Consider the following 11,762-nt stretch of genomic DNA (forward strand, 5'->3'; position numbering starts at 1 on the left):
GGCGATGATGCTCTGGACCGACGCGCCACTCGCGGACGTTTGACCGCCAACGTTGAAGCTCGCAAGGTAGACCGCCATCGCTCTGATGTCCGCATCCGGAAGCGGTGCCATCGAATCGATCACATGAGCCATCGGCCCTCCCGCCGCTCCGTGTGCGGCGGAATGCCCGGTTCGCAGATAATCGTAGAAAGCCCTTTCGTTCCAGGTTACGGGCGAAAAGGATTTCGCCGTAAGCGCATGCGCGTACCAGCCGTCTGCGGCGCCACCAGCAAGATGCATTGACCCCTTGATCTCTCCGCCGATGGCATTGCGCGGCGAATGGCAGGCGCTGCAGTGGCCAAGCCCTTCCACCAGTTCCGCGCCCCGGTTCCACGCGATATCGCGGGTGGGATCAGCCGGTGCCGGCGACGACGACAAGAAAAGCGCGTTCCACCCGGCCATTAATGGCCGCATGCCAAAGGGAAAACGCAGCTGTGTTTGCGGTGCTTTCGCCGCTGTCGCCGGCTGGGCCATCAGATAGGCATAGAGCGCCTCGAGATCGGCTTCGCTTGTTTTGGCAAAGGATGTGTAAGGATGTGCCGGATAGAGGTGATGTCCGTCGCGGGCGACGCCCTGGCGCATCGCCCGGGCGAAAGCCGGATAGGACCAACTGCCGATGCCGGCCGCTTCATCCGGGGTGATGTTGGTGGCGTAGACGATACCGAAAGGGGTTTCGAGAGCCCTACCCCCCGCGAACGGCCTGCCGCCGGCGCCGACATGGCAGACGTTGCAGGCTCCCACCGCAGCCGCCAGTCGGCCACGCTCGATCGTCGCAGGCGAAAAGACGTCGGGTAGCGGACGCGCCACCGGGGCTATGGCCGCATTGAATGGAAAAATCCCCGCGCCGAGGGCGACAGCGCCGGAAAGGGCGCCGGCGAGTGGCCAGGCGAACCTCAGGCTCGAACGTTTGGCCGTTCGCCTGTTTTCGTTCGATGGCGGCGGGATCGTCAGCGGATTCAAGGCAGCGCGCACGCGTTCCGGCGTCAGCGGCAGCTCGCGAAAGCGCACGCCTGTGGCGTCGAAAACCGCGTTGGCAATGGCGGCGGCACTCGGCACCGATGCGGACTCGCCGGCGCCCAAGGGCGGCTCGTCGGGGCGCGGGATCATCAGCACGTCAATGTCCGGCACCTCGGGAAAGCCGATGATCGGATAGGCGCCCCATTCCAGGCTGGTGACAGCGCTGGATGAGAAGTTCACCTCTTCCTTGAGAACCCGGCTGGTCGACTGGATGACGTTGCCATGGATCTGGTGACGCACGCCGTCAGGGTTGATGACCGCGCCTGTGTCCTGCCCGCAGACAACTTTGGTCACGGCGATCTCGCCCGTCACCTTGTTCACCGCCACGTCGGCGACCCAAGCTGCCCAAGCCGCCGCCTTCCCGGGGAAAGGACCATGGACATAGACAGCATAAGCAAAGCCGCGCCCGTACAGAATGTCGCCCTCGTGGCCATGCGTGCCCGGCTTGATGTGGGGCTTCCATCCGGAGCGCTCGGCCACGGCTCGGACCAGATCGATCGCGCGCGGATCGGTGAGATAGCGCAGGCGGTATTCCACGGGATCGACTTGAGCCGCCGTAGCCAACTCGTCGATGAAGGATTCATGCGCAAAGCTGTTTGGCAGCGCCGAAACGCCACGAAACCACGAGGCGCGAGCCAGCGGCGGCATATCGTGGACAGTGACGCGCAGATTGCCGAATGCGTAGGGAGGAACAGCTGTGCGATCTCCCATCAGCGCGACTTCGGGGACCGGCGAGACCTTTCCGGTCAGGATCAGCGGAAGGGTTGGTGCCAGATTGGACGGATAGCGGGTTTCGAAGTCATAGGCAGCCGGACCACCCTCCTCGTCCAGGCCGCCGCGCACGTCGATGATCTGCGCGGCACCCTTTGGCTCCCACGCGTGTTCCTGCTCGCGGGTAAGTTGGACGCGCACCGGCCGCCCGACTGCCCTGGACATTAGAGCGGCGTCAGCAGTTACGTCGTCAGCGCAGTTGCGTCCGTAGCATCCAGCGGCTTCCAGCCGTTCGACGACGATCCGCTCTTCCGATATGTCGAGAAGTTTTGCCAGGTCGGTGCGCATCGGAAATGGGTTCTGCGTGCCCGACCAGACGGTCAGGCCGTCGTCGCGCCAGTCGGCGACCGCACAGGACGGTCCGATCGAACCATGCATCTGGTAAGGCCAGACATAAGTGCGCTGCATCGGCTCGGCTGTCGCGCCGAGGCCGCGTTCAACATCTCCTCGATCGGCCAGCTTTCGGGCTGTCGATGGATTCCCGCGCAAGGCCGCCTCGGGCGTATTGAGGTCGGGCATATCGGGGGCGCTGCGCCACTCCACCTTGAGACTCTGCATTGCCTCGATGGCCTGCTCCTCGCGTGCCGCAACCACGCCGACGAAGTCGCCTATCACCACCACCGCCACCATCCCCGGCGCATCTGCGACCGAGTTCTCATCCACCGAAATCAGGCTGGAGCCGACATGAATACCGGAGTCGAAACCGGCATAAGGCGGCCTGACGACGCGGCCGTGCAGCATGCCGGGCAGTCGCACGTCGTGGACATAGGTGAACCTGCCGGTGACTTTGGCTGGTATATCGCTTCGCGGCTGGGAACGGCCGACGATCCGGTATTGCGCCGCCCGCTTTACGGGTGCGCGCTGATCGATGAAGAGGCGCGTGTTGCCGCCTGCGATGAGATGACCAAAGGTAACGAAGCGGTTTTCTTCCGAATTTGCCGCGCGGATCACCCCGTCCTCGATGACCAGGTCTTCCGCCTTCATGGCAAACCGCGCGGCAGCCAGTTGCAGTAGATGGGCGCGGGCGGTCGCAGCGGCAGCTCGCAGCGGCTTTGCGGTGATCTGGATGGTTTCGCTGGCAATCGTCGCGCCCTGATCCGGTGCGGCCGCGGTCGATCCAAGCACCATCCGGACGCGTTCGAATGGAACGTCCAACTCCTCGGCCACGATCTGGGCCAATGCGGTGCGGATCCCGGTGCCTAGATCGACATGACCGTTGAACGCGATGACACGGCCGTCCGCGTCGAGCGCAAGGAACAATTCGTCGTCCCTGCCCGCCAAAGAATTTGGGCGCAGAACCAAAAGCGTATCGGGACCTTTCAGATAGGTCGCGACAGACCGATCACGCGGGCCGGTCATGAAGCCGCCTCTTCGACGTTCGCGCTCGCGACCTTGGATGTGGCGAGCGCCGCTTCGCGCACGGCGGCAAGGATTTCGAGATGCGTGCCGCAGCGGCAAAGATGGTGACGCAGGGCGGTTCGAATGGCGGTCTCATCGGGACTGGAATTGCTTCTGAGCAACGCCACGGCGGCGACAATCATGCCGTTGATACAGTAACCACACTGAGCGGCGTTGTTTGCGATAAACGCGGCTTGTACGGGATGCGGGTGCTGCGGCGTTCCGAGCCCTTCCAATGTGGTGATGGGCCGGCCGGTGGTCGCGCCGACCGGCACCGTACACGAGCGAACCGCGGTATCACCGACGAGGACCGCACAGGCTCCGCACTCAGCAAGGCCGCAACCGTATTTTGGGCCATACAGGCCGAGGTCGTTTCGCAACACGAGGAGGAGCGGCGTCGACGGTGCGACGGAGACCTGGACTGCCAATCCGTTGACCTTCAGCGCAATCAAGGCCGCCATCCTGACTTGCTGAAACCTGCAATCACTATGGCGTACTTCAGTCGTTCGGGTCTGTATCGTCGCCGAGCAGGCGAAGCGTGTGGAGAAGTGCCATACGCTCGGCAGGATTGAGGGGCTTCAAGGTCAGTTCGGTGACATCTCTCGCATGAGGCACGACAGCTTCCAGCAATTGCAGACCGGCGGCCGTGATGGAGACGATTACCTTGCGCGCATCCGCGCCGTCCTTCGAAAATGCGATCAAGCCGCGATTCTTCAGCCTGTCGATGATCCCGCGAATTGTGCCCTGATCGACGCTTGTTGCCTTCACGAGTTCGCCTTGCGACTGAGGGCCGCTGTCCTTTAGCGCACACAACGTCGAAAATTGAACTGCCGTCAGCTGCGGATCGCCGGCATTCGCCTGAAAGATTGCGAGATGTCGCTGATAGGCCCGCCGAAGCAGGTAGCCGACCTGGTCCGTGAAAACATAGCGATCCGCATTCTCGATGCGATCCGCTTGGTTTGGCCTGTGATCCGGCACCGCGTGTCCCACTCCAAAGTCGTAGCATCCGACGCATGCATAAAACGCCGTCGTCGCGCAATGCAAGACAGCTTCCGCTGCTTTCATATTCGATTTCCGAGACACATTGCCCGACAGTCTGTTGGAAGCCGGACCTGCAGGGATCAAGGCGCGGTTGCCCGCGTCCCGTCCTTTTTATCGGGCCCCAAGCCGCACCAGAGCCCCATCGTGAACGTGCCAAAAAAAAGTGCATACACTATAATACTCGGTTTGCAGGTTATGTCAAAGGCGCCGTACACAGCGAAAGTCCTCCTCTGATTCCTCATTTTACGATTGACATTTACAGTGTGTACTCTCTAAATGTGCAGATTGTCGCAGCTGTGATCTCATACGGGAGGGTCGACAAGCCCATGCCAATCCAAACGCAAATTGCCGTCATTGGCGCTGGCCTCGGAGGCGCCGCCGGCGGCGCCCTTCTTCAGCAAGCCGGCTTTCAGGTCGATGTATTCGAACAAGCGCCCGCATTCTCACGCATCGGCGCCGGCATCCATATGGGTCCCAATGTCATGCGGGTGTTTCGTCAACTCGGGATGGACGACGCTGTCGTCGCCATGGGATCGAAGCCCGATTTCTGGTTCAGCCGTGACGGGCGCTCCGGCGAGTATCTTTCCCGAATTCGGCTCGGCGCGTTCGCCGAAAAAGAGTATGGCGCTCCCTATGTGACCATCCATCGCGGCGATCTGCACGCGCTCCAGGTGTCGCTGTTGCGGCCGGAAAACCTGCACTTCGGCAGGCGGCTGGACGCGGTCGCGGACAATGGCGCCGGCGTCGAACTCAGCTTCGCCGACGGCACTCGGGTCACGGCCGACATCGTTATCGGCGCCGACGGCATCAACTCGAAGGTCCGCGAAGCTCTGCTCGGCGAGGAAAAGCCGAACTACAGCGGCTGGGTCGCCCACAGGGCGGTGATTTCGTCCGACAAGCTGAGACGCTACGGCCTGGACTTCGAAGATTGCGTGAAATGGTGGTTCGAGGACCGCCACATGATGGTTTACCACACCACCGCGGACCGCAGTGGGTACTACTACGTCACCGGCGTTCCCCACCCGGCCTGGGATTTCGACGGGGCGTTCGTACCGTCGAGCCGCGAGGAGATGCGGCAATCCTTTGCCGGTTGCCATCCGGTCGTCGAAGCGCTGATCGACGCCAGCGACGAGGTCACCAAATGGCCGCTGCTCAACCGCAAACCATTGCCGGTCTGGAGCGAGGGGCGGATGGTGCTGCTCGGCGATGCCTGCCACCCGATGAAGCCGCATATGGCGCAGGGTGCGGCCATGGCGATCGAGGACGCGGCCATGCTGGCGCGGTGTCTCGGCGAGACCGGGACCGGCAACCACGCATCGGCCTTCGCCCTGTACGAAGCAAACCGCAGGGATCGCGCCTCGCGCGTGCAGGCGGTTTCCAACGCCAATACCTGGCTGCGCAGCCAGGAAGACCCGGCCTGGGTGTTCGGCTACGACGTCTATGAGACGCCGCTGCAGAGCAGCGAGGCGGCGCAGTGAGCGCGGCAACGGTCACAGGCGCCAATGTCGCAGCCAACGGCATCCGCCAGCACTACCTGCGTTATCGCGGAACGGGGGCGCCGCTGGTGCTGGTGCCTGGCATCACCAGCCCGGCCGTGACGTGGGGCTTTGTCGCCGAAAGGCTCGCTCGTGAATTCGACGTTTACGTCCTCGATGTTCGTGGGCGCGGCCTGTCGCAATCTGGCCCGGACCTCGACTATCGCCTCGACAGCCTCGCCAACGACTTGTCGGGCTTCATCGCGGCGCTCGGCCTTTCCGGCGTGACGGTGCTCGGCCATTCGATGGGCGCGCGTATCGCGATCCGCGCGGCGACGCGCAACCCGGCCGGCATGGCACGGCTGCTGCTCGTCGACCCGCCCGTCTCAGGCCCAGGCCGCCGACCCTACCCTTCGAAGCTTGCCTGGTATGTGGATTCGATACGACAGGCGGAAAGGGGCATGGACGCAGAGGCGATGCGCACCTTCTGCCCCATCTGGAGCCGCGAGCAGCTCGCGCTTAGGGCCGAGTGGCTGCACACCTGCTTTAAGCCCGCCATCGTGACGGCCTTCGAAGGCTTTCATACCGATGACATTCACCGCGATCTGTCCGGTCTTCCCGTCCCTGCTGGCCTGATGGTGGCGACGCGCGGCGGCGTCATCGAACCCGCCGACGAAGCGGAAATTCAGTCGCTCAACCCCGGCATCCGCATCGAGCACGTGCCCGATGCCGGACACATGATCCCCTGGGACAATCTCGAAGGATTTCTGGCCGCGGCTGACCGGCTGCTCGGAACCGCACTGGCAGCGAGGAAAGCGGCATGACCACGAGACCGTTCCGGATCGGCCAGATCGTGCCGAGTTCCAACACGACAATGGAGACCGAGATTCCGGCGATGCTTTTGGCTCGCCAAGGCATCCGGCCCGAGCGCTTCACCTTCCATTCGAGCCGCATGCGCATGAAAACGGTCAGCAAGGACGAGCTCGCCGCCATGGACGGCGAGTCCGACCGTTGCGCCGCCGAGCTTTCGGATGCCCGCGTCGATGTGCTGGGCTATGCCTGCCTGGTCGCCATCATGGCGATGGGACTTGGCTATCACCGGCAGGCGGAGGCGCGGCTGCGCGGCCGCACGCAGGAGAATGGCGCCGACATTCCCGTCGTCACCAGCGCCGGTGGGCTGATCGGCGGCCTCAAGGTGCTCAAGGCCAAACGCATCGCGGTCGTGGCGCCTTATATGCGGCCGCTGACCGAACTCGTGGTCAACTACATCCGGGAGGAGGGTTTCGAGGTCGCCGACTGGCGCGCGCTGGAAATCCCCGACAATCTCGACGTGGCGCGCCACGATCCCGAAAACCTGCCCGGCATCGTTGCCGGCATGAACCTTGAAGGCGTTGACGTGGTCGTGCTGTCGGCTTGCGTGCAGATGCCGTCGCTGCCCGTCGTCGCCAAGGTCGAAGCCCTTACCGGAAAACCCGTGCTGACGGCGGCGGTCGCCACCACCTACGGCCTGCTGAAGGCGCTCGGCCTGGAGCCGGTCGTTCCCGGCGCCGGCGCGCTGCTTTCCGGCGCGTACTGAGGGAGGTGGCGTTGACTCAACGGGCAATTCCCATCGAGGCGGAAACGCAGGCGGCAGCCGACAACTACAGCGGCGTCTGGGGCCATCGCATCGGCTTCGGGCGCAAGCCCGCGCTGCTGGTGATCGATTTCATGAAGGCCTACACGACCCCCGGCGCGCCTCTCTTCGCGCAGGGCGTGGTTGAAGCCGTCGCACGCACGCCCGAGCTGCTGGCGGCGGCGCGCCAAGCCGGCATGCCGGTGATCCACACCAACATCCTCTACCGCGCGCCGAACTGCGCCGACGGCGGGATCTGGGTGAAGAAGGCGCCGGTTATGGCGGCCCTGGTCCCCGGCAGCCCGCTGGCGGAGTTCTGCGACCGCGTCGAACCGCTCCCAGGTGAACTGGTGGTCACCAAGCAGTATGCCAGCGCCTTCTTTGGCACCAGTCTCGCGCCGATGCTGCATGCCGATGGCATCGACACGGTCATACTCGCCGGCTGCTCGACCAGCGGCTGCATCCGGGCAAGCGCCGTCGATGCCGTCCAGCACGGCTTCCGAACCATCGTGGTCAGGGATTGCGTTGGCGACCGGCACGCCGGGCCGCATGAAGCCAACCTGTTCGACATCGATGCCAAATATGGCGACGTCGTCGGCCTGAAAGAGGCGCTGGACGAAATCGGGCGCGCCGGTCAGCGAAGAGCGCCCAAGCAGAAAGCATAACCGAATCCCATGGGCCGCGACGCCGCCCACATTGCAAAGGAGATCGCTGAATGGACCGCAACGTTCTGACTGAAATCTGCCTGCACCAGCTCACGCTCAGCGGCGTGCATGAAGGAGAGAAGGTCATCGTGCTGTCGCAAGGCGGCGAGCGGCTCGACTATGCCGACGCCTTCCTCGCCGCCGGCCAGCGCCTCGGCGCACGCATGTATCACATGCGCCTGCCCGCGCCGTTGCCCGGCAATGGCGCCTGGGCGGTCGGCGAGACCGGCCTGGCGGCCAATCCTGAGGCGGTCGAAGCACTGAAGCAGGCCGACATGGTCGTCGACCTTATCTTTCTTTTGTTCAGCCCGGAGCAGATGGCGATCCAGGCGGCCGGCGCGCGCGTCTTGACGGCCGTCGAACCCGCGCCGCTGCTTGCCCGGCTGCTGCCAACCAAGGAATTGCGCGAGCGCGTTGAGATCGGCGAGGCGCTTCTGGCAAAGGCCAAGACCATGCGCATCACATCCCGCCATGGCACCGACGTGGTCTACAAGCTCGGCGTCTATCCGACGGTCGGCGAATATGGCTACACCGACCAGCCGGGGCGCTGGGACCACTGGCCGGCCGCCTTCGTCTTCACCGGCGGCGCCGACGACGGCGTTGACGGCAAGATCGTGCTGGCGCCTGGCGACGTGCTTTTGCCGTTTAACACCTACGTGCGCGAACCGGTCGTCTACACGATCGAGAAAGGCTTCGTTCAGGACATCCGCGGCGGCCTGGAGGCCGAGCTGATCAAATCCTATATGGGCGAGTTCAAGGATCCGCGCGGCATGGGCATGAGCCATGTCGGCTGGGGGCTCGACCATCGGGCGCAGTGGCACGGCCTGACCCAATTTCCAGGCGGCATGGGCATGGAGCTGCGCTCATTCTACGGCAATGTGATGTTCTCGACCGGCCCCAACAACGAACTCGGCGGTCCCAACGACACCGCCTGCCACCTCGACATTCCGATGCGTGGCTGCAGTCTTTTCCTCGATGACGAGCCGATCGTTGTGGACGGAGGCATCGTCATCAAGGAAATGCAGCACCGCCAATAGACGAGACTGCCGGCACCCGATCGACCCCAAGGCCTGAGGCTTATCTATATGCGATATGAAGCATGACTCGTAGTCTGAATTGGGGACGGAAGCGGACCGCACGCTGCGAGCAAGGGCGTCCAAATGCGAACTCTCAGTTCGATGCGAGCTGCGTCGTGGGTGACTAATCCAGACCACGCTGCTTCAGAACCGAGTAGAACGCTCTGCCGGTTGAGGCGACTTCAAGCTCTGGCAAGAGCATTCAGGGTCAGCTGGAAGTCGTGCCGCGGTCTCCAGCGCAATCCGCGAGGCTGTCATGGAGAGGCTTGGCAACACATCCTCTTGCAGCAATTTCTGGCGATTGCGGTCCATATAGTCGTTGAAGCCGGCCGTGACGAACGCAAGAGGCACGAAACACGCGCCAATCTCACGCGACAAGGTCGCCTCTGGGGCGATCGAGTGGTTGAGCACGTCCGCTCCCATGTTTCGATACGCCAGAGCTTCGGCGGGAGTTGTCAGTCGCGGCCCGTAGCAATGGGCAGCGACCAACTGCTGTTCGATGCCATGGACGCGGCATTCGGCTGGCCAATGGCGCCGGGCGGTCTCGGCCAACAATGCCGCACATCTTGGACATACGATCTGCTTGCCCGAGCAGTCGAAACTCTGGCGGCCGGGAAGCAATGAAAACGGGGTCTGCGACAGTTCGATGATATCGGCGTTTACCACCATGTCGCCGGGTTGGATCGCTTTGTTGATGGCGCCAACGGTCGAGCAGGCCAGGACTTGCCTTACCCCAGCTTTCATCAACACCCAGAACGCGCGGCGATGGCAGGAATGGTCGATATGGTCGCGCGGATTGCCGTGCGAATACATGCACAACGCACGTTTCGTTTTGCCCTCGACGGTAATCGACGCATCGAATTCGAGAAGCTTCCAGTTGTCAGAACGACCGAAGGGCGTTTCAAAACTCATGTCGCGCTGCAAGGCGCGCACACCCTCGAATTCGACATCTTCCGGGAAGGCCAGCCCCCAGTTTGCCGAGCCAGTGATGATGGCCAACCCGACCTGAGGGATTTCCGTTGATTGATCCGCCGGAGCACCGGCTGCTTGATGATCTGTAGGCATGTTTCCAGTCTCGGTCAGGATTTTTGGCGAAGGGTCACGATCAGGACAACGACCATGACGATGGCGGTCCACAAGGTCGAAATCGCCGCAATGGTCGGGTCGATCTGATCGCGCAGAGATATGAACATGAGTTTCGGCAGCGTGCTGTTTTGACCGCTGGCGACGAAGATCGAAATCACGGACTCGTCCAGCGAAGTCAGGAAGGCCATCAGCGTGGCCGACAACAGACTGATCTGAAGTTGCGGGACAATTATGCCACCAATGGCTCTCGCCCAGTTTGCGCCGAGGCTGCGCGCCGCCTGAACCTGGTTCCAGTCGAAGCGGGCCAGGGCGGGCAACAACACAATGCAGGCGACCGGAATGGCCAGCACCACATGTCCGACCAGCACACCGAACAGCGTTCCGACCAGACGTTGCGCCGCCAGCACAAAGAAGAGGCCGATCGCAAGCAGGATACCCGGCACGATGGACGGGGTAAGCAGAACGCCCTGAATGGTTACGGCGGCTTTTCCGCCGAGCCTGTTTATCGAGATGGAGGCCAGCAGCCCGAGGGGCACTGCGATCATCGCCGTCAATGTCCCGAGGATCAGGCTCGTCCTGAGTGCGGCCATCCATGTCGCCGAACCGAAGAAATTCTCGTACCAGCGCAACGAGTATGCGCGTGGTGGGAACTCCAGAAGATTGGACGACGAAAAGGACAGCGGCACGACCACCAGCGTCGGTAGTATCAGGAACGCCATTACCAGCGCGCAAAAGCTCCACAGGAGGATGCGGGCCAGCCTGTTGTCCGGATAGGCTTCAAGCATGGGCTGTGCCCACTCTGCTTCCTGCAATCAGCCGCCGCGCAGCCAGGAACATCACCCCCACCAACGCCATAAGAACGAGGAGCAGAATGCCCAGGACGCTCGCCGAGCCCCAATCCTGGAAGGTCGACAGCGTGCGCTCGATCCGGGTGGAAAGAGGATTTACCTTGCCGCCGCCAAGCACAGCCGGCGTGATGAAAAACCCTATGGTGTAAATGAAGACGATGATCGAACCCGAGAAGATGCCGCCGGCCGAAAGCGGCAGAATGACCGTGCGGATCGTTTGACCGAGCGTAGCGCCCATGCTCGCCGATGCGCGGACAAGGTTGGCGTCGATATCGCGCATAGCGGCATAGACGGGCAGCAGGAAGAGCGGCAGCATGTAGTGAACCATGCCGATGAGCGTTCCCGTGAAGTTGTAGACCAGCGGCAATGGCTCGGTTGTCAGGCCTGAGCCGGTCAAAGCCGCGTTGATCAGGCCATCGCGCCGCAAGAGCACGAGCCAGCCATAGGTGCGCACCAGAATGGAGGTCCACAATGGCAGCATGACGAAGGCCATCAGCAAATTGGCCACCCTCGGTCTGGCGCTGGCCAGGGCGAGCCCCAGGGGGGTGCCGAGAAGAATGCAGATCGCCAGCGTGCCGAGGGACAGTTCAAGGGTCGTGACGAGCGCCGACCATGTCAGTCCGCTCGACAGCACCTTCTCGTAATTGCCGACGGTGTATTCGCCCCCTGTGGTCAGGAAGGATTGCCGGATGATC

The 11,762-nt window shown here is 63.0% G+C and carries 11 protein-coding genes; 5 read left to right on the plus strand and 6 right to left on the minus strand.

The features are described 5' to 3' along the window. The 3 genes from EN935_RS08345 to EN935_RS08355 all read right to left on the minus strand — a co-directional run. The coding region (locus EN935_RS08345; protein WP_127373261.1) for a molybdopterin cofactor-binding domain-containing protein at nt 1-3,186 on the minus strand (3,186 nt) is incomplete at its 3' end. Continuing rightward, a complete protein-coding gene (locus EN935_RS08350; RefSeq protein ID WP_127262851.1) occupies nt 3,183-3,686 on the minus strand; it encodes a (2Fe-2S)-binding protein in 504 nt (167 codons plus the stop codon). The genes EN935_RS08345 and EN935_RS08350, both read right to left, overlap by 4 nt. 37 nt (nt 3,687-3,723) lie before the next feature. After that, a complete protein-coding gene (locus EN935_RS08355; RefSeq protein WP_127262868.1) occupies nt 3,724-4,203 on the minus strand; it encodes a MarR family winged helix-turn-helix transcriptional regulator in 480 nt (159 codons plus the stop codon). A 389-nt stretch (nt 4,204-4,592) separates the two neighbouring features. On the opposite strand from EN935_RS08355, the gene EN935_RS08360 reads away from it, so the two are divergent. From EN935_RS08360 to EN935_RS08380, 5 genes are read left to right on the plus strand one after another with little or no spacing between them, the layout of a single operon-like run. Then, on the plus strand, nt 4,593-5,744 hold the full coding sequence (locus EN935_RS08360; protein ID WP_127262850.1) for an FAD-dependent monooxygenase: 1,152 nt from the start codon (nt 4,593-4,595) through the stop codon (nt 5,742-5,744). Further along, entirely contained in the window at nt 5,741-6,565 is an 825-nt protein-coding gene (locus EN935_RS08365) for an alpha/beta hydrolase (protein ID WP_127262849.1), read from the plus strand. The genes EN935_RS08360 and EN935_RS08365 overlap by 4 nt, the downstream gene beginning before the upstream one ends. Then, nucleotides 6,562-7,317 (plus strand): Asp/Glu racemase, encoded by a 756-nt coding sequence (locus EN935_RS08370; RefSeq protein ID WP_127373262.1) that lies wholly within the window; start codon nt 6,562-6,564, stop codon nt 7,315-7,317. The genes EN935_RS08365 and EN935_RS08370 overlap by 4 nt, the downstream gene beginning before the upstream one ends. 11 nt (nt 7,318-7,328) lie before the next feature. After that, nucleotides 7,329-8,018, plus strand: a complete 690-nt coding sequence (locus EN935_RS08375) for an N-carbamoylsarcosine amidohydrolase (RefSeq protein WP_127262847.1) — start codon at nt 7,329-7,331, stop codon at nt 8,016-8,018. Between the two features lie 50 nt (nt 8,019-8,068). Beyond that, nucleotides 8,069-9,094 carry a leucyl aminopeptidase gene (locus EN935_RS08380; protein WP_127373263.1) on the plus strand — a complete coding sequence of 342 codons (1,026 nt, stop codon included), beginning with the start codon at nt 8,069-8,071 and terminating at the stop codon, nt 9,092-9,094. A 183-nt stretch (nt 9,095-9,277) separates the two neighbouring features. Here the strand turns inward: EN935_RS08380 and EN935_RS08385 are convergent, their stop codons facing one another. The 3 genes from EN935_RS08385 to EN935_RS08395 all read right to left on the minus strand — a co-directional run. Then, entirely contained in the window at nt 9,278-10,198 is a 921-nt protein-coding gene (locus tag EN935_RS08385; RefSeq protein WP_127263665.1) for a 5'-methylthioadenosine phosphorylase, read from the minus strand. Between the two features lie 14 nt (nt 10,199-10,212). Next, the gene (locus EN935_RS08390) at nt 10,213-11,004 is read right to left on the minus strand and encodes an ABC transporter permease (protein ID WP_127263667.1); all 792 of its coding nucleotides are present in this window, start codon (nt 11,002-11,004) and stop codon (nt 10,213-10,215) included. Continuing rightward, nucleotides 10,997-11,762, minus strand: a 766-nt coding sequence (locus tag EN935_RS08395; RefSeq protein ID WP_164771047.1) for an ABC transporter permease, incomplete at its 5' end; no start/stop codon positions are given. The genes EN935_RS08395 and EN935_RS08390, both read right to left, overlap by 8 nt.

Source organism: Mesorhizobium sp. M7D.F.Ca.US.004.03.1.1, assembly GCF_003998635.1.
Lineage (GTDB): Bacteria > Pseudomonadota > Alphaproteobacteria > Rhizobiales > Rhizobiaceae > Mesorhizobium > Mesorhizobium loti.

Coding starts and splice junctions, on each gene's coding strand:
- EN935_RS08350 (WP_127262851.1), bottom strand. CDS start 3,686: ATGGCGGCCTTGATTGCGCTGAAGGTCAACGGATTGGCAGTCCAGGTC.
- EN935_RS08360 (WP_127262850.1), top strand. CDS start 4,593: ATGCCAATCCAAACGCAAATTGCCGTCATTGGCGCTGGCCTCGGAGGC.
- EN935_RS08370 (WP_127373262.1), top strand. CDS start 6,562: ATGACCACGAGACCGTTCCGGATCGGCCAGATCGTGCCGAGTTCCAAC.
- EN935_RS08380 (WP_127373263.1), top strand. CDS start 8,069: ATGGACCGCAACGTTCTGACTGAAATCTGCCTGCACCAGCTCACGCTC.
- EN935_RS08385 (WP_127263665.1), bottom strand. CDS start 10,198: ATGCCTACAGATCATCAAGCAGCCGGTGCTCCGGCGGATCAATCAACG.
- EN935_RS08390 (WP_127263667.1), bottom strand. CDS start 11,004: ATGCTTGAAGCCTATCCGGACAACAGGCTGGCCCGCATCCTCCTGTGG.